Annotated in this window: 17 protein-coding genes; 9 read left to right on the top strand and 8 right to left on the bottom strand. The window is 58.8% G+C overall.

All coding sequences use genetic code 11. The features are described 5' to 3' along the window. Window positions 1–46: 46 nt before the first annotated feature. The gene (locus EQG79_RS09890) at window positions 47–1,669 is read left to right on the top strand and encodes a carboxylesterase/lipase family protein (RefSeq protein ID WP_129601379.1); all 1,623 of its coding nucleotides are present in this window, start codon (window positions 47–49) and stop codon (window positions 1,667–1,669) included. 169 nt (window positions 1,670–1,838) lie between these two features. On the opposite strand, the gene EQG79_RS09885 is transcribed toward EQG79_RS09890, so the two are convergent. The 3 genes from EQG79_RS09885 to EQG79_RS09880 all read right to left on the bottom strand — a co-directional run bounded on the left by EQG79_RS09885 (window position 1,839) and on the right by EQG79_RS09880 (window position 3,625). Beyond that, a complete protein-coding gene (locus EQG79_RS09885; protein ID WP_129601378.1) occupies window positions 1,839–2,603 on the bottom strand; it encodes an NIPSNAP family protein in 765 nt (254 codons plus the stop codon). Window positions 2,604–2,903: 300 nt separating this feature from the next. Continuing rightward, window positions 2,904–3,026: a hypothetical protein gene (locus EQG79_RS31465; protein WP_262708614.1), complete on the bottom strand. Its 123-nt coding sequence runs from the start codon at window positions 3,024–3,026 to the stop codon at window positions 2,904–2,906. Between the two features lie 119 nt (window positions 3,027–3,145). Next, window positions 3,146–3,625: an Lrp/AsnC family transcriptional regulator gene (locus EQG79_RS09880; protein WP_129601377.1), complete on the bottom strand. Its 480-nt coding sequence runs from the start codon at window positions 3,623–3,625 to the stop codon at window positions 3,146–3,148. 174 nt (window positions 3,626–3,799) lie between these two features. On the opposite strand from EQG79_RS09880, the gene ald reads away from it, so the two are divergent. Continuing rightward, window positions 3,800–4,930: an alanine dehydrogenase gene (ald, locus tag EQG79_RS09875; RefSeq protein ID WP_129601376.1), complete on the top strand. Its 1,131-nt coding sequence runs from the start codon at window positions 3,800–3,802 to the stop codon at window positions 4,928–4,930. Window positions 4,931–4,996: 66 nt separating this feature from the next. Here ald and EQG79_RS09870 read toward each other — a convergent pair whose 3' ends face one another. Beyond that, window positions 4,997–6,262, bottom strand: coding sequence for a hypothetical protein (locus tag EQG79_RS09870; RefSeq protein WP_206445581.1), 1,266 nt, complete (start codon window positions 6,260–6,262; stop codon window positions 4,997–4,999). A gap of 101 nt (window positions 6,263–6,363) precedes the next feature. Continuing rightward, window positions 6,364–6,654 (bottom strand): hypothetical protein, encoded by a 291-nt coding sequence (locus EQG79_RS09865; protein ID WP_077921895.1) that lies wholly within the window; start codon window positions 6,652–6,654, stop codon window positions 6,364–6,366. A gap of 230 nt (window positions 6,655–6,884) precedes the next feature. Here EQG79_RS09865 and EQG79_RS09860 point away from each other — a divergent pair, with 230 nt between their 5' ends. Together EQG79_RS09860 and EQG79_RS09855 are read left to right on the top strand one after the other, a co-directional pair. Continuing rightward, the gene (locus tag EQG79_RS09860) at window positions 6,885–7,787 is read left to right on the top strand and encodes a sterol desaturase family protein (protein ID WP_077921894.1); all 903 of its coding nucleotides are present in this window, start codon (window positions 6,885–6,887) and stop codon (window positions 7,785–7,787) included. Between the two features lie 67 nt (window positions 7,788–7,854). Further along, a complete protein-coding gene (locus tag EQG79_RS09855; protein ID WP_129601375.1) occupies window positions 7,855–8,796 on the top strand; it encodes a DUF2268 domain-containing putative Zn-dependent protease in 942 nt (313 codons plus the stop codon). 75 nt (window positions 8,797–8,871) lie between these two features. Here EQG79_RS09855 and EQG79_RS09850 read toward each other — a convergent pair whose 3' ends face one another. Continuing rightward, the gene (locus tag EQG79_RS09850; protein WP_165358874.1) at window positions 8,872–10,356 is read right to left on the bottom strand and encodes an FAD-binding protein; all 1,485 of its coding nucleotides are present in this window, start codon (window positions 10,354–10,356) and stop codon (window positions 8,872–8,874) included. A 161-nt stretch (window positions 10,357–10,517) separates the two neighbouring features. Here EQG79_RS09850 and EQG79_RS09845 point away from each other — a divergent pair, with 161 nt between their 5' ends. Beyond that, window positions 10,518–10,901: an iron chaperone gene (locus EQG79_RS09845; protein ID WP_129601373.1), complete on the top strand. Its 384-nt coding sequence runs from the start codon at window positions 10,518–10,520 to the stop codon at window positions 10,899–10,901. 3 nt (window positions 10,902–10,904) lie between these two features. Here EQG79_RS09845 and EQG79_RS09840 read toward each other — a convergent pair whose 3' ends face one another. Then, window positions 10,905–11,216 (bottom strand): GNAT family N-acetyltransferase, encoded by a 312-nt coding sequence (locus tag EQG79_RS09840; RefSeq protein ID WP_129601372.1) that lies wholly within the window; start codon window positions 11,214–11,216, stop codon window positions 10,905–10,907. 246 nt (window positions 11,217–11,462) lie between these two features. On the opposite strand from EQG79_RS09840, the gene EQG79_RS09835 reads away from it, so the two are divergent. From EQG79_RS09835 to EQG79_RS09825, 3 genes are read left to right on the top strand one after another with little or no spacing between them, the layout of a single operon-like run. Then, window positions 11,463–12,431: a helix-turn-helix transcriptional regulator gene (locus EQG79_RS09835; RefSeq protein ID WP_077921889.1), complete on the top strand. Its 969-nt coding sequence runs from the start codon at window positions 11,463–11,465 to the stop codon at window positions 12,429–12,431. A gap of 57 nt (window positions 12,432–12,488) precedes the next feature. After that, window positions 12,489–12,956: a DUF3224 domain-containing protein gene (locus EQG79_RS09830; RefSeq protein ID WP_077921888.1), complete on the top strand. Its 468-nt coding sequence runs from the start codon at window positions 12,489–12,491 to the stop codon at window positions 12,954–12,956. Continuing rightward, window positions 12,953–13,336: a VOC family protein gene (locus tag EQG79_RS09825; RefSeq protein ID WP_129601371.1), complete on the top strand. Its 384-nt coding sequence runs from the start codon at window positions 12,953–12,955 to the stop codon at window positions 13,334–13,336. Before EQG79_RS09830 ends, EQG79_RS09825 begins: the two co-directional genes overlap by 4 nt. 60 nt (window positions 13,337–13,396) lie before the next feature. Here EQG79_RS09825 and EQG79_RS09820 read toward each other — a convergent pair whose 3' ends face one another. Continuing rightward, window positions 13,397–14,617 (bottom strand): acyl-CoA dehydrogenase family protein, encoded by a 1,221-nt coding sequence (locus tag EQG79_RS09820; RefSeq protein ID WP_129601370.1) that lies wholly within the window; start codon window positions 14,615–14,617, stop codon window positions 13,397–13,399. 187 nt (window positions 14,618–14,804) lie between these two features. On the opposite strand from EQG79_RS09820, the gene EQG79_RS09815 reads away from it, so the two are divergent. After that, window positions 14,805–16,148: a sigma-54-dependent transcriptional regulator gene (locus tag EQG79_RS09815; protein ID WP_129601369.1), complete on the top strand. Its 1,344-nt coding sequence runs from the start codon at window positions 14,805–14,807 to the stop codon at window positions 16,146–16,148. Window positions 16,149–16,153: the final 5 nt, after the last annotated feature.

Raw genomic sequence — 16,153 nt, 5'->3', positions numbered from 1 at the left:
AGTAGTTTCAGATCATATAGTCATTTTCAGATTATACATGTATCCTATGAAGTCACTCATTCTTCTTTCTCTCCTGTCTGTGCAAACTGGCCTGACCGCCCTGGCTCAGTCGACTCCGCCCCGCGTCCGTACGGCCAACGGCACCCTGGAGGGCACCCTCGAAGCCTCGGGTATTCGTTCTTTTAAAGGGGTTCCCTTTGCGCAGCCCCCCGTGGGCGAGCTACGCTGGAAAGAACCCCAGCCGGTAAAAAACTGGACCGACGTCAGGCCGGCGACCAAGTTTGGGCCGCGCGCCATGCAGCGGGCCGTATTCGGGGATATGAACTTCCGATCGGACGGCATGAGTGAAGACTGTCTTTACCTCAACGTCTGGACACCCGCCAAGTCGGCCAGCGAACGGCTGCCGGTGCTGGTTTACTTCTACGGCGGAGGGTTCATAGCGGGCGATGGCTCGGAGCCCCGCTACGATGGCGAAAGCATGGCCCGCCGGGGCATTGTTACCCTGACGGTCAATTACCGACTCGGCCCCTTTGGCTTTATGGCCCATCCGGAGCTGACTAAAGAGTCGCCGAACCGCTCATCGGGCAATTACGGCTACCTCGACCAGGCGGCTGCGCTGCGCTGGGTACAACAGAATATTGCCGCGTTCGGGGGCGACCCCAAGCGGGTGACAATTGCGGGCGAATCGGCCGGATCGGCCTCGGTCAGCGCCCAGATGATGTCACCCCTGTCGCGCAACCTGATTGCCGGTGCCATCGGAGAGAGTGGGTCGGTACTGGGCACCCTCCCCCCGGCTCCGCTGCCGGTTGCCGAACAGACCGGAGTCCGGTTTGCCAGCTTGCTGGGTGTACAATCGCTGAAGGAGCTGCGGGCCCTGTCGGCCGAGCAGGTGCTGGAGGCTACCGCCAAATCCGACGCGCCCCGTTTCTCGGCCTCGATCGATGGGTACTTCTTCCCTAAATCGCCGGTAGCCATCTGCGCGGCCGGCGAGCAGGCCAAAGTACCGCTGCTGGTAGGCTGGAACTCGGAAGAGATGAACTACCGCGCCCTCATGGGCAGGGAAAATCCGACCCTGGAAAACTACACCAAAGCCGTACAGAAACTGTACAACGACCGCGCCGACGAAGCACTGAAGCAGTATGCTGCCCAGTCGGACGCCGATGTAGAACAGGTAGCCACCGATCTGGCTGGCGACCGCTTTATCGGGTACAGCACCTGGAAATGGGCCGATATGCACAGCCAGACGGGAGGAGGCAAGCCTGTTTACCGCTATTTCTACGCCCGTCCGCGCCCGGCCATGACCCCCGAAATGGGCAACGCAGCACCGGGTCTGGCGGGTGGCGTGGTTAAAGGAAACGCCCCCAATGCGGTTCCTCCCGCCAAAGGAGCCGTCCACTCGGCCGAAATCGAATATGCCATGGGGAACCTGGCTACCAACAAGGTATTTGCCTGGACCCCCGACGACTATAAAGTGTCGGAAACGGTGCAGGCTTACTTTGCCAACTTTATAAAAACCGGTAACCCGAACGGCAAAGGTTTACCCAACTGGCCCGCGCTGAAACCCAACGCCCCGGCTCAGTATATGCGCATCGACGTTACGACCCGCCCCGAAACCGAACAGCACCGCGACCGCTACCTGTTCCTGGACCAGTTTCTGGTAAAACCCTAACCGCCGTATTCCCCATACGCACAGAACCCCGGACCGGCCTCGGCTGATCTGGGGTTCTGTGTATAAACTGGGTAGGCTCTTGGCCACCCTGTGCCTGTTTTGCCGTCACGTAACCCCACCGGGGTGTTGTTTCCGACACCGGGCCGCGGCTCTGACTAACGTTCGGGGACTAGATCTGTGAGTAGGGCGACGGCTCCAGAAATACCCGGATGATGTTGGATACGGTATTGGCATATTCGGGAAGCTGCGACACGCGTTTCCAGTCGGAGTCAGCGCCGAACTGTTTCCAGTTGGCATCCCGCTCGGCCATGTCCTTAAACGTCAGCATGTACGTCAGACACGGCATATGCTCCCCGGCAATCACTTCGCCGAAGAATACCGGATTGAGTTTGACCCGGTAAAAAATAGGCAGCTCGTCGACGTTGAACATCTTCACTTTCCGCCGAACGGCATCTTCCGAGTACCCTTCGTAGGTTCGCAGTTCAAAAATCCGGCTTTCGCGCGCGGGCGTGACCAGCTGCGGCAGCGCGTCGAACGCCGTGAGCAGCGAGGTGGTATAGCGTGTAAAAACGGCTTTGTCGGGTGTCAGGTCGTTATACGCTTTGCTCGCGCTGGTGTAGGCGGTATCGGCCGCGAGCCGGGTAGCGGCTCCGGCGTAGGCGTCCATCGACGCGTGGGGTATGAGTACATACAGCTTAGCCGGGTCAGACTTACCCATTTCCCGAAATACGCCCACCGTTTTGGCACCCTGCCGGTTCAGGGCCGGTATAAGAGCATCTTTAAGGTAGTTTTCGAGGTTAGCCTGCTGAGCGCCGAAGCGCATGTCGTATATCCGCAATTCATACACTTGTTTAGCCGGAGCGGGTTTCGTGGTTTCCTGGGTCAGCGCCGGTACGGCCAGGAGCGATGAGGCAACAAACTGTCTTCGTTTCATCAGAGAATAAAAAGATCACATTAAGCGAGTATCATAAGTCTGAACCCGTTTTATTCTACCGACCCACCAACCCTACCCAGGGCACCGACGCTATGCTGTGATGGCCCTGACGGACCTTGAATAATCTGGCCGAATTGATTCCTACCAACGCTGCGCTGTGAAGGCCCTGACGGGCCATTGTTTTCCTAAAGGAGCGGTAAAGAAATAAAATGCAGCACGACCCCGGCCCGTCAAGGCCCTCACAGCATAGCGTCGGTAGAATCGGAAAACATCAGCATTAGCCCTGGCCCGTCAGGGCCCTCACAGCGCAGCGTCGGTAGAACCAATCGACAAGATCATCCATGGCCCGTCAGGGCCTTCACAGCGCAGCGTCGGTAGCAGCCGTTCGGCATCCAGATCACCCTGGCCCGTCAGGGCTCTCACAGCGCAGCGTCGGTAGCAACCGTTCGGGCATCCAGATCAACCCTGGCCCGTTAGGGCCTTCACAGCGCAGCGTCGGTAGAATCGGAAACATCACCACCAACCCTGGCCCGTTAGGGCCATCACAGCGCAGCGTCGGTCGTCAGGGGGATCACCGTGGAGTTTTTCACCTCATCCATGACAAAAAAGCTGCTGATGTGGAGCATGCCCGGAATAACCGACAGCCGCTCCTGGTAAAACCGGTTGTAGGCGTCCATATCGCGGCTGATGATCTTCAGCAGGTAATCGAAGGTACCCGACACGCGGTTACACTCGAGCACCTCGGGCAGATCGCGAACGGCCGTATCGAAACCGGCAAATGTATCGCGGGTCTGTTTGTCGAGGGTAACCTGGCAATAAACCATCAGGCTGTTGCCCACCTTTTTCTTGTCGATCAGCGTAACGTATTGCGAAATGACACCCTCCCGCTCCAGCCGTTTGATTCGTTCGTGAACCGGCGTTTTGGAAAGGTTGATCTGCTGCCCGATCTCCTGAATGGTCAGGCGGGCGTTGGTTTGTATCAGGCTCAGGATACGACGATCGGTTTTATCTAGCAGTTCCATACGGAATTTTTACGGACACCCAGGCGAAAACACCTCCTATTACAGGAAATTATACTGCCAATATTGTAATTACAGACCGATTTTCCCAAAAAAGTGACACGTATTAGAAAAGATATACACCCACTTTATCTTTGTCCTACCCATAACAACTAACCTAAACGCATCCAGCTCATTATGGTTATCGGCGTTCCCAAAGAGATAAAAAACAACGAGAACCGCGTGGCACTGACCCCCGCGGGCGTTACGGAACTACGCAAGCACGGCCACACCGTCTATGTACAGGTCAACGCGGGCGAAGGCAGTGGTTTCGAAGATGAAGAGTATATCGAAGCCGGTGCCGTTATGCTGCCGACCATCGAAGATGTCTACGGTATCGCCGAGATGATCATGAAGGTTAAGGAGCCGATTGCGGCTGAATATAACCTCATCAAGCAGGACCAGCTCCTGTTTACCTACTTCCACTTTGCCTCATCGGAAGAACTGACCCAGGCTATGCTGGCGAAGAAAGCCGTATGCCTGGCCTACGAAACCGTTGAACGGCCCGACCGCAGCCTGCCGCTGCTGGTGCCGATGTCGGAAGTAGCCGGCCGGATGGCTATTCAGGAAGGGGCCAAGTACCTGGAGAAACCGCTGAAAGGCCGGGGTATCCTGCTGGGCGGTGTGCCGGGCGTAAAACCCGCCAACGTCCTGGTTCTGGGCGGTGGTATTGTCGGTACCCAGGCCGCCAAGATGGCCGCCGGACTGGGCGCGCACGTTACGATCATGGACGTTAGCCTGGCCCGCCTGCGCTACCTGTCCGATATCATGCCGCCCAACGTACAGACCATGATGTCGAACGAGTACAACATTCGGGAGATGATCAAAGTCTGCGACCTGATTGTGGGCGCGGTGCTGATTCCGGGCGCCAAAGCCCCCCACCTGATTACCCGTGAGATGCTGAAGCAGATGCGGGCCGGCACCGTACTCGTCGACGTAGCTGTTGACCAGGGGGGCTGTATCGAAACCTGCCGGCCAACGACCCACGAAGATCCGACGTTTATCATCGACGGGGTGGTTCATTACTGCGTAGCCAACATGCCGGGTGCGGTACCGTATACCAGCACCCTGGCGCTGACCAACGCAACCCTGCCCTACGCCCTGCAACTGGCCAACAAAGGCTGGCAGCAGGCCTGCCGCGACAACATGGACCTGCAACTGGGTCTGAACGTAGTCGATGGCAAGGTGGTATACAAGGGCGTTGCCGACGCGTTTGGCCTGGAGCTCACGCCCGTCAGCACCATCCTGAGCGAAGAAGAACTGGCGTAAGCCACGATACTATTACCCATTCATCGACAGACGTGGGCCGCTCTCTCCGGAGAGCGGCCCTTTTTTTCAGGCCAGTTCGGCGCTGACGGCTGTTGCAGCAGCAAAGTCAATAAAGCGGGTCGGCACGGTGATCATGGCAGGCAGCAGCCGGCAGAGGGCTTCGCGGCCCGTATCCCACCTGCGGGCTATGTTTTCTTCACGCACCGCAACGGGTACCTTCGGCTGGCCGGGCTGGTCGAAGTACTCCGGCATACGGGCTGTCATGGCCTCGCGGACGGCTTCTATAGAACCGGACAGGATCAGCTCCGGCTCGGCCTGGGCCAGCTGAATCAGCGCGCGGCCGATCGATGCGGTGTAAAACGCACAGTCGATGTCCTGATGCCGGACGGGTACGCCATCGTGCAGCCGCTGCAGGTTCACGCTTCCGTCTTCGAGCCGGGCCGATACGGGTGTCTCGTTGGCCGGGGCCGGGAATACCACGTCTACTTTATGTTTGAATTTATCCCACCAGGGGGGCGTACCCGAAGGGTTCAGCGTGTCGCAGAAGATAAGCCGGCAGGGCCGGTCGGGCTGTTGCGGGTTCATCACAAGCAGAGCCGCACCCAGGTGCCGGTCGTCGGCCGCGTGGCGTCGCTGGATGATAAAAATATGCAACCGGTCATCGTCATCCAGACTGGCCTGTTCAGTGGCCGCCCGAACGGCCCGCAGCGACTCATCCATGTACCCCTCGGTCACGACATGAATCGGCAGCGAGGCCGGAGCCAGCGCTTCCCGGCGCAGCTGGTCGCCCAGGATGGTCAGGGCGGTAGTGTCGGACCGGCGGGTGCCGAAATACATACCGATGTCCTCCCGAACCTGATCGGCGGGCAGGTGGCTGGTATCGACGGTATCGCCGTAATCGCTCTGGCGGCTGGGCGGGCTGTAGCGGAACGGCACCTCGCGGTGTTCGCGGTGGGCGGCTACGTTATAGATCCGGCGTTCAAACTGGGCCAGCAGGGGCTCGTAGGCATCGTTCTGAAAGTAGACCTCATGCACCGAACGCAGCAGATGGCGCGCAATGGCGTCGTTCCGCAGCAGCTGCTCCAGGGCATCTTCATGATGCTGAAAGAAGCTTCGCAGCGCTCCCTGCTCAATGAATGCGTCGGCATCCGTATCGGCATGAAAGCCCGATATGGTGCCCTGGTCGATCCAGTTGCGCAGGAACGTACGAACGGCCAGATCGAAAGCCAGATTGGCTTCCTCGGCTTGTTTTTGGGAATAGGTATATACAGGGGTCTGATCCAGTCTGATCAGACCAGCGGGCTCGGATACGATCCGAAACACTGTTTGCATGTGGGGAAGTACGCTGGGAAAATAGCCCCACAATATACATAGAATTCAAAGGATTTCCGAAGGAAATTGCCCGCAAACCTCCATTATATTTTTGTGAACCCTCAGCCCAGCTGTTCGGTCACCAGCACCTGCCACTCGTCGGCCAGCGATCCGTCGAAAAACGACGTTCCGGCGCGCCGATACCAGTAATTCGCGTTGAAGCGGTCGCCTTCTTTGCGGTGCAGGTACGCGTGCAGCCGGTCGTAGGGCTGATCGCCCTCGCGGCTCTGGGCTACTTCGTGGGCTTCTTCCCACTGTTCATTGGCGTCGTACCAGAGGGCTTTCAGAATAGGGTGGACAGCGGCCGGGGGTTGCGGGTCCGACAGGCTGGCGGTAAACTGCTCGAAGGTCATGTGTCAATCTGCTTTTACGTACAGGGCTGCAATATAGGAGGCCGGTTCAGACTCTCGAAGCCGCCTGGTCCTTATCCCATCAACCGGAAGACCGGCGCCCCTGTTTGCAACCGGTCTATCGCCATAGCCTGGGCCTACATGTAAACAAAACTGTATTTTTCTGTAAATTGCGAAGAGTACAGCGCGGGCAGTACGGACCATACAACCTCCCTGGCTCCGCTAAAACACGCATGAAAGATCTGATTCAGTACGCTATTCCGGGCTTTGTCATTCTGCTGGTTGCCGAAGTGATTGTAACGGCTATCCAGCAAAAGGATTATTATGAGGCTAAAGACACGGCCAGCAGCCTGAGTATGGGCATCGGCAACGTGATTGTCGGGTTTGTGGGCAAAGCTATTGTGTTCGGAGCGTATTCGCTGGTGTACCAGTTTCGGCTGTTCACGATCGACATGAGTCAGTGGTGGGCCTGGGGGCTGCTGTTTTTTGCCGACGATTTTAGCTATTACTGGTTCCACCGCATTAGCCACAGCAGCCGCTATTTCTGGGCCTCGCACGTGGTGCATCACTCGTCCAGGAAATACAACCTCGGTACGGCCCTGCGGCAAACCTGGACCGGTACCCTGTCGGGGGCCTGGCTCTTCTGGGTATGGTTACCGCTGATCGGCTTTTCGCCAGTGGCCGTCATGACCATGCAGGCCATCAGCCTGCTCTACCAGTTCTGGATTCATACCGAACACATCGACCGGCTCCCCGCCCCCATCGAGTTTATATTCAATACGCCCTCGCACCACCGCGTGCATCACGGGTCGAACCTGGCCTATCTGGACAAGAACCACGCAGGTGTGCTGATTATCTGGGACCGGCTTTTCGGCACTTTCGAGCCCGAAACGCACCGGCCAACCTACGGCCTCACCAAGAACATCGACTCGCACAACCCCCTCCGGATCGCTTTCCACGAATGGTCCGACATAGCCCGCGACGTCATCCATGCCGGCTCGTTCCGAAACGCCCTGGGTTACCTCTTCGGCCCGCCCGGCTGGAGCCACGACGGCAGCCGCCAGACCACGAAACAACTCCTGAAGCAGCAGGCAAATCGCCCGGCCCAGCCCAGCGAAAAAACCGAAGCCGCCTGACCGGCTCGCCCCGACTGTATCGATAAACGAACCGGCCGGGCTTGTTCCTGCGCTAAAAACTGACGTTATGAGACGCTTCGTCGCCTTTCTCTTCCTCAACATCCAACTGACAACCCTGGCCCAATCCGTCAAAACGTCGAATCCGGACAGCATCACGTTTAACCTGCAGGACGTACGGAATTTCTGGACGGCCTACGATCTGCTGGCCACGGCTTCGAGCCAGGCCGACAGTCTGGCCGTTATCAACAATCAGTACCTGGCTAAAGCAAGCCGGGGCCTCGAGCTGTACCGGGACATGTCGGGCTCGAACGCCGGGAGTTTTCTGGAGGTCATCCGCAGGCATCCTGCCCTGTTACGATCGATCCGGTCGAATACACTCGCCATTTCGACAAAGCAGCGGCCTATCGTGGACGGCGCGCGGAAGCTGAAGGCGATTTACCCGGGCAGCGTTTTTCCTGAGTTGTTTTTTTGCGTGGGGAAGTTTGAGGTGGCCGGCAATCGAACCAACGATATTTTGTACATCGGCACTGAACTTACCTGTTTGTCCAATGATTCCCCGCTCGATGAAATTGCCAATCCCTACCTGAAGGCCGGGGTCATGCGGTTTGATAAGCTGGACGCGGTCTGTCTGCATGAGATCGTTCATTTTCAGCAACAGCTCAGCCCGAAAAACAACCTGGAATTGGCGCTGGTCGAGGGCGGGGCCGAGTTTATTACCCATTACCTGACGGGTAAATCAACCATGCAGGCCGTTTTCGACCAGATGAATCCGACGCTGGAAAAAGCGATACAATCGGAGTTCACTCTTCAGGCCGGCAAACCCATCGAGGCCAGGTGGTTTCTGGCCATGGGCGATGCGCAACGGAAGCGACCGGGTATGCTGGGGTACGTGGTTGGTTTCCGGCTTTGCGAGAATTACTACAGAAAGGCCCGTAACAAACAGGAAGCGCTGCGAAACATAACCACCCTGAGCAACCCCCAAACCATCCTCAAAGCGAACGGGTATTAACGACTGTCTACCTCGTTGCCTGAGCTAAGTGGAAGTCGAATGATGCATTAAAAACGATTATTCTTCAAATCTATCTTAATCAAAAATCCGAAGGCCAGCGCCCAGCAGGGCATCCGGGTCGTATTGCTGTTTCGTTCGGGTTAGTTCCTGCCACAGCGGGCCGAAGTGGCGCGCCCAGTCGCGGGTGTCCATCGGTACGGCGCTGATGGGATACAACTGCCCGCCGGTGCTGACGACCCGCTCGTAAAGATGCCGGTTCCGGGCGACGACAGCGGCCATCAGGTCGGGATCGGGCGCAATGGTGCGCAGGATATCCACGAGTACGAAGGTCGGCTCGTCTGGCACCCGAAACAGCGGACAGCGCAGTGTGTCCCGGCTGAACGGGTAAAAGAGCAGCAGCGAGCCGGGGCCGAAAGTAGTATCGTCGAGTTGGGCCAGGATGTCCGTCGACACGTGCTTAACGGCGGAGTCGGGCACGAACAGGTCCAGCCAGGGATGGGGGAGCTGGCCCAGCCCGGCCGCATCCAGTTCGTTAACCAGCTGCACCACCTGATCGGTAAACGCAACGTACGTCCGGTCCTCGACCTGATCAGCTTCGCCCGCTACCGGCAAATCGAGATCGGGCAGCCCGGCCAGTTCCCCGACGTCGTCGTAAAAAACGGTAGCCTCCAGAAAAAACTGAAAACGGAGCCGACGCGAGCCCGGCCCTCCTGCCGGCGTTGCCGACTGGGCCGGTATGGGAACGGCATTTCCCCGGATGTAATCGATAGCCGAACAGGTCGTTAACCAGCGCAGATCGGCCAGCAGGGTGGTGTGGTCGGGGTAGAAGAAGCGGTAGGTACGGGCGTGCTGACGAGTCGGAATGAGCCGGAGGGTAGCCTGCACCACTATGCCGCAAAGGCCCAACCCGGCCAGCATACCGTAGAAAAGCCCGGCATGAGCCTCGGCCGAACAGGTCAGCAGCTCGCCCTGGCCCGTTACCACCTGGAGTTCGACAACCTGATCGACCTGCGCGCCATAGCGGAAACTCCGGCCACCGACCCCGCCAACCGATAACGTACCGCCCACGGTCAGCGCCGTAAAGTCAGTCAGCACAGGGGGCGTCAGCCCGACGGCGGTCGTAGCCAGTATCAGATCGCGCCAGATGACGCCCGCATCGACCCGCACCCGATCGAGCATGATGTCGTGAATCTGGCAAAGGCTGCGCATGTCCACGACCAAACCGGCCTCGGCCTGCGCCTGCCCGAAAGCCGTATGCCCACAACCGCGGCCCACCAGTCGGATACCGTGCCGACGGGCAAAGCGAACCATCGTTACGACGTCGGCAGTGGAGCCGGGGCGTAACCAGGCCAGCGGTGTCCGATGAATCAGGTGGCCAAAGTCATCGGCCATATCGGCGAGGGCCGACGGATCAGTGATCAGGTTTCCATCCAGCCGCGGCACCAGCACGAAGCGGCTGGCGGTGTCGGCTGCCATTACCCAGCTGCGCTCGTCGGGATCGAAGTACAGGGCGGGCGGTTCGGGGAGTTGATCGGCGGAGGTCCGTGGGGCAACTGACATGGGAGCAGACTGGCAGCTTGGCATTCCCCGTCAATGTAGGCGTTATTCCCGACGCGGTCAAATGAGGATTGGGTTATATCCCTCAGTCCCGTAGATTTACCCAGCGATTGCCCCGTTCCAGACCGACATACCCAAACAACCCGACTACCTCTATTCCACTCATGACTACCCAGGTACCTTCGCCCCACGCCAGCCCGATCGATGCGTACATCGACACCTTCCCGGCACCGGTTCAGGAGCGGCTGCGGACGTTACGGCAGCTCATCCAGGACGCCCAGCCAGACGCCGAAGAAACGTTCAGCTACGGCATGCCCGCCTTCAAAAGGAATGACGTAACGATCTGGTTTGCGGCCTACAAAAAGCATATCGGACTGTACCCCATGTACGGGATGGCCCTCTACAACGCAGAGATGGCTCCGTACCGGGGCAAAGGCACTAAAGACGCGCTTCACTTTCCGCATGATCAGCCGCTCCCTACCGATTTGCTGGTCAGGCTGGTTCAGCATAAGTTTTCGGATTCGCCCTCATCCACGCCCCGTTCGTAAGATTTAAAAGTCGTTGACGCTGTAGGCCGTGGAAACAACCCGGTTCCAGTCGGGGTGGCGCTTGAGGTAAGTCGATACGAAGGGGCAAAGCGGCACAATTTTGAGGTTATTGCGCTCCACGAATTCAAGCACCCCTTTGACCAGATGCGAGCCAACGCCCTGTCCTTCCAGACTGGGGTCTACTTCGGTATGGGTCAGGGCCAGCGTTTCGTCGTCTACCAGCTGGTAAGCCACGATGTTGAGTTTTCCGTCCACAGTCAGTTCAAACCGGTGGTGATGGCGGTTGTCGGTAACGGGGGTGTCTGCTAAGTTCATGCGATCGGAGGTTTTCTCTCTTGTACACCAAAGTGGGGTAGTTTGTTCAGGAAAGCCCCCGCCCCGGCGCACCGACATGGCACAAAAACACCCCTCGTATACACCATCCGTCACTTACTCGGCCAATCGCCCCCGGACCCGGTCCCACTGGCAAAAAAACACGACTGAAACCCCCGCTTTTTTAGGTAGAACCCGGCTTATTTTTTATCTTTAACTACCCTGAACAACCTGATTCCTGCTCTATTTATGAACCGTCTGGACCGCCTGACTGCCATTCTGATTCATCTGCAAACCAAGCGCGTCGTCCGCGCTCAGGAACTGGCCGATCGCTTTACCATCAGCCTCCGAACGGTCTATCGCGATATCCGGTCGCTCGAAGAAGCGGGGGTTCCTGTCGGTGCCGAAGCAGGCGTGGGCTACTTCCTGACCGATTATCACCTGCCGCCGGTCATGTTTACCAACGCTGAAGCTAGTGCGCTGGTGTTCGGCGGCAAACTGGTCGAAAAGTGGGGCGACGAGTCGGTACAGACCGCTTTCGAGTCGGCGCTGTTCAAGATAAAATCGGTACTGAAGCGCCCCGACCAGGAACACCTCGACGACCTGGCTCCGCATGTGGCGGTACACAAGCCCAACCTCCGCGAACCCTATGTCGGGGGCCTGCTCAACACGCTCCAGCACGCCATTGCCCAGCATCACGTTCTCGCCATCTGCTACCAGGCCGGCTATACCGATACCGAAACCCGGCGCGAAGTAGAGCCCGTTGGCCTGTACCATTACGGCATGGTCTGGCACCTGATTGCCTACTGCCGAACGCGGCAGGACTACCGCGATTTCAGGGTCGACCGAATTCGGGAGCTGGTCGACACGGGGCGGCCGTTTGCGCGGCAGGAACGGCTTAGCCTGCGCGAATACCTCGACCAGATGCGCCGACCTGATATGCCCGTCGTGAATGTATCGGTCTCGTTCACCAAAAAAGCCGCCCGGTTTGTGCAGGAGCACCGCTACATGTGGGGCTTTCAGCGCGAAGAAGACCTCGGCGACCGCGTACGGATGCATCTGTGTACGCCCTACCTCGAAGGGCTGGGCCGGTGGCTGCTCTCCTACGGCGACTCGGTCACGATCGAAGCCCCCGACCAGCTGCGAACCCTCATGCAGGCGCTGACCGAAGAGCTTTTTGCCCATTACATGCCGGTCGAGGAAACGCTGCTGACATAGGGCTGTCACCAGACCAGCCGATCTTTAGGCTTTCATGTCATCCTAAAGCATGCGTTTATGCAGCCCAACCCGATGTTTGTCTCCTCCCTGACACGTTCGCTTCTTCACCTGACAGCCCGACGTACGGTCAGAAGCTGGACGGAAACCCCCTACGATGAACTGACCGATGCCCCTACCCTGACCCGCTCCGGCGTGACCAACACCGTGTCGGGTGACCTGGAAGGCGAAAGCTGGGAGCAGTACCTGATGACGTACCGGAGCCAGACCTCCTGCAGCTTCGTCAGCCTCGAGCGTTTCATCGGTAGCCTCGACGGTCATCGGGGTAGCTTTGTGATGCAGGGAACCGGCACCTACGAAGACGGCGTGGCCCGGGGCATGCTCACCATCGTACCCGGCAGCGGCACCGACGAGCTGACCGGCCTGCAGGGCAGCGGTACGTTCGTAGCTGCCGAAGGCCGCTTCTCAACGATCCGGCTGACCTGCGAACTCCTGCATACCCTTGTTGAAAACAGCCCCGGCCTATGAAACTGAACGCCGGAGTGATCACCGAGAAGCTGGCCGAAACCCGCGACTTTTACACCCGCGTGCTGCAGTTTGGCGTAACGTTCGAGAACGACTTTTACCTCCTGCTCCATACGCCGAACCAGCAGGCCGAGCTGAGCTTTCTGCGCCCTCACCATCCCTCGCAACAGCCACTGTTCCAGCCGGCGTTCGGGGGACAGGGCGTTTATCTGACCATCGAATACGAGGACGTTGACGCCGAATACGAACGTGTAGTCGCGTTGGGCCTCCCCATCGCCATCGATATCCGCAACGAACCCTGGGGTGACCGGCACTTTGCCATCGTCGATCCCAACGGCATCGGTATCGATCTGGTCACCTACGCAGCCCCTGACCCGGCCTGAACACAAAAAGACCCGTGCTATGACGGGTCTTTTTGTGGCTTTATCTGTTCTGTCCTCTGCTTATTTGTAAGCCGGGATACCGGTGATGTCAGCGCCCAGGATGAGCAGGTGAATATCGTGGGTACCTTCGTAGGTGCTGACCGACTCCAGGTTCATCAGGTGGCGCATGACCGGAAACTCGCCCGTTATGCCCATGCCACCCAGAATCTGCCGGGCTTCGCGGGCTATCCGCAGGGCCATCTCCACGTTATTGCGTTTGGCCAGTGAGATCTGGGCGGTCGTGGCTCGGTCTTCGTTTTTCAGCATACCTAGCCGCCAGCAGAGGAGCTGAGCCTGAGTGATGTCGGTGAGCATCTCGGCCAGCTTCTTTTGCACCAGCTGAAAACTGGCGATCGGCTTGCTGAACTGAATCCGTTCGAGGGCGTAGCGACGGGCCACTTCGTAACACTCCATAGCCGCGCCCAGCGCACCCCAGCTGATGCCGTAGCGGGCCTGATCGAGGCATTTCAGCGCGCTCTTCAGCCCAAACGCGTCGGGCAGCATGTTTTCTTTCGGCACCTTCACATCCTGAAAAACCAGTTCGCCGGTGGTACTGGCCCGCAGCGACCATTTGTTATGGATTTCGGGGGTCGAGAAGCCTTCCATGCCACGCTCGACCAGCAGCGCCCGGATCTTGCCCTGGTCATTCTTGGCCCAGACGATGGCGATGTCGGCAATGGGTGCGTTGGTGATCCAGAGCTTCGAGCCGTTGAGCAGGTAATAGTCGCTGCGTTCGATGAAGTTCGACTCCATGCCGCCAGGGTTAGAGCCGTGGTTCGGTTCCGTGAGGCCGAAGCAGCCGAGCAGTTCGCCCGTAGCCAGCCGGGGCAGGAATTTCTGCCGCTGCTCCTCGGAGCCGAACGCCCAGATCGGGTACATGACCAGCGAACTCTGCACCGATACGCAGGAGCGGCAGCCCGAATCGCCCCGTTCAATTTCCTGCGTCATGAGGCCATAGCTGATCTGATCCAGTCCACCCCCGCCGTACTCGGTGGGAATGGTGGGTCCGAACGCACCGATCTGCCCAAACTTCTGCACCAGATGAACCGGAAATTCGGCCCGCTGCGCATAGTCTTCGACGATGGGGCATATCTCGCGCCGGACAAAGTCGCGAACGGCCGACCGAACCAGCTTGTGTTCGGCCGTCAGCAGATCATCGAGCTGGTAAAAGTCGGGCGACTCGACCGGGGAGGTAATCCGGGAGTCGACTTTGTTACGGGATGGGGTCGATTGGGGTTGCATAGGGGGTTAACTCCGGAGAGTATGGCTTGTTGGCGAAATAACATTTTTTTAGCATTACTTCGTATCTCACCCTGGTATCGTGACGTTTCGGGTGCGTAGCCGGTCCCGACCGGCCGGGCGGTATCGTTCGCCATCCGTTTTTCATCCGTACTTTGCAGCCCGATCAGTCACTCAGCGTACGCACTCTATGCCCGCCACGATTCTCCTCATTGATGATGAACCCCGGCTGCGCCAGCTACTGGCCCGGATCTTACAGCTGGAAGACTATACCGTTCTGGAAGCCGACACCGCCCGGGCCGGACTGAAAACTCTCGAGCGCGAAACGGTTCAGCTCGTCATCAGCGACGTCAAACTGCCCGACCGGAACGGTATCGAGCTGACCCAACAGATCAAGCAGCTTTACCCGGCCACCGAAATCATTGTACTGACCGCCTACGGCACCATTCAGGATGGCGTCGCGGCCATAAAAAACGGCGCGTTCGATTACATCACCAAGGGCGACGATAACGACAAGATCATTCCGCTCGTTAGCCGGGCCGTGGAGAAAGCGAACCTGCAGTTCCGCATCCGCCAGCTGGAAGAGCAGATGAGCCGCCGACATGGGTTCGATACCATCGTGGGTCATTCCAGACCGCTCCGGCAGGCGGTAGAACTGGCCCGTAAGGTGGCCGTTACCGATACCACCGTGCTGCTCACCGGCGAAACCGGTACGGGCAAAGAAGTTTTTGCGCAGGCCATTCACCAGGGAAGCCCCCGCCGAAACGGGCCGTTTGTGGCCATCAACTGTGGCGCGCTGGGCAAAGACATTCTGGAAAGCGAACTCTTCGGCCACCGGGCGGGCGCCTTCACCGGGGCCAGCCGCGACCAGAAAGGGCTGTTTGCCGAAGCCGACAAAGGCACTATCTTTCTCGATGAGATCGGCGAGATGCCGCTCGACCTGCAGGCCAAACTGCTGCGGGTGCTCGAAACCCACGAGTTTCTGCGCGTGGGCGATACCAGACCGACCCGGACTGATGTGCGGGTGGTGGCGGCTACCAACCGGAGCCTGGAGCAGGAAGCCAGCGCTGGCCGGTTCCGGCTCGATCTGTACTACCGGCTGTCGGTCTTCAGCATCGAACTTCCGCCCCTGCGCGACCGGCGCGACGACATTCCCGCGCTGGCCGAGCTCTTTGCCCGGCAGGACGCGCTGAAAATTGGCCGCCGTGACCTCCGGCTCAGCCCGGCTTTCGTACAGAAACTGCAGCAGCACCCCTGGAAAGGCAACATCCGCGAGCTCAAGAACCTCATCGAACGGGCCGTCATCCTGGCCGACTCCGCCGAGCTGACCCCGGATCTGCTACCGTACGAGATGCAGGACGGCCCGGCCGCCACTGACCCCAACGCTATTGTTGACCTCGCCACCCTAGAGCAGCAGCACATCCGGCGGGTATTGCGGCATACCGGCGGCAACAAAACCGAGTCGGCCCGACTACTGGGCATTGGCCTAACCACCCTGTATCGAAAGCTGGCCGAATACGGGCTGGACGGCTGAAGTCA

It is taken from the genome of Spirosoma sordidisoli, from assembly GCF_004138325.1.
Classification (GTDB): Bacteria; Bacteroidota; Bacteroidia; order Cytophagales; family Spirosomataceae; genus Spirosoma; species Spirosoma sordidisoli.
This window is presented reverse-complemented; position numbering and strand designations above follow the sequence as displayed.

Coding starts and splice junctions, on each gene's coding strand:
- ald (WP_129601376.1), top strand. CDS start 3,800: ATGGTTATCGGCGTTCCCAAAGAGATAAAAAACAACGAGAACCGCGTG.
- EQG79_RS09855 (WP_129601375.1), top strand. CDS start 7,855: ATGAGACGCTTCGTCGCCTTTCTCTTCCTCAACATCCAACTGACAACC.
- EQG79_RS09830 (WP_077921888.1), top strand. CDS start 12,489: ATGCAGCCCAACCCGATGTTTGTCTCCTCCCTGACACGTTCGCTTCTT.
- EQG79_RS09825 (WP_129601371.1), top strand. CDS start 12,953: ATGAAACTGAACGCCGGAGTGATCACCGAGAAGCTGGCCGAAACCCGC.
- EQG79_RS09865 (WP_077921895.1), bottom strand. CDS start 6,654: ATGACCTTCGAGCAGTTTACCGCCAGCCTGTCGGACCCGCAACCCCCG.
- EQG79_RS09850 (WP_165358874.1), bottom strand. CDS start 10,356: ATGTCAGTTGCCCCACGGACCTCCGCCGATCAACTCCCCGAACCGCCC.
- EQG79_RS09880 (WP_129601377.1), bottom strand. CDS start 3,625: ATGGAACTGCTAGATAAAACCGATCGTCGTATCCTGAGCCTGATACAA.
- EQG79_RS09885 (WP_129601378.1), bottom strand. CDS start 2,603: ATGAAACGAAGACAGTTTGTTGCCTCATCGCTCCTGGCCGTACCGGCG.
- EQG79_RS09840 (WP_129601372.1), bottom strand. CDS start 11,216: ATGAACTTAGCAGACACCCCCGTTACCGACAACCGCCATCACCACCGG.
- EQG79_RS09820 (WP_129601370.1), bottom strand. CDS start 14,617: ATGCAACCCCAATCGACCCCATCCCGTAACAAAGTCGACTCCCGGATT.
- EQG79_RS09860 (WP_077921894.1), top strand. CDS start 6,885: ATGAAAGATCTGATTCAGTACGCTATTCCGGGCTTTGTCATTCTGCTG.
- EQG79_RS09890 (WP_129601379.1), top strand. CDS start 47: ATGAAGTCACTCATTCTTCTTTCTCTCCTGTCTGTGCAAACTGGCCTG.
- EQG79_RS09835 (WP_077921889.1), top strand. CDS start 11,463: ATGAACCGTCTGGACCGCCTGACTGCCATTCTGATTCATCTGCAAACC.
- EQG79_RS09815 (WP_129601369.1), top strand. CDS start 14,805: ATGCCCGCCACGATTCTCCTCATTGATGATGAACCCCGGCTGCGCCAG.
- EQG79_RS09870 (WP_206445581.1), bottom strand. CDS start 6,262: ATGCAAACAGTGTTTCGGATCGTATCCGAGCCCGCTGGTCTGATCAGA.
- EQG79_RS09845 (WP_129601373.1), top strand. CDS start 10,518: ATGACTACCCAGGTACCTTCGCCCCACGCCAGCCCGATCGATGCGTAC.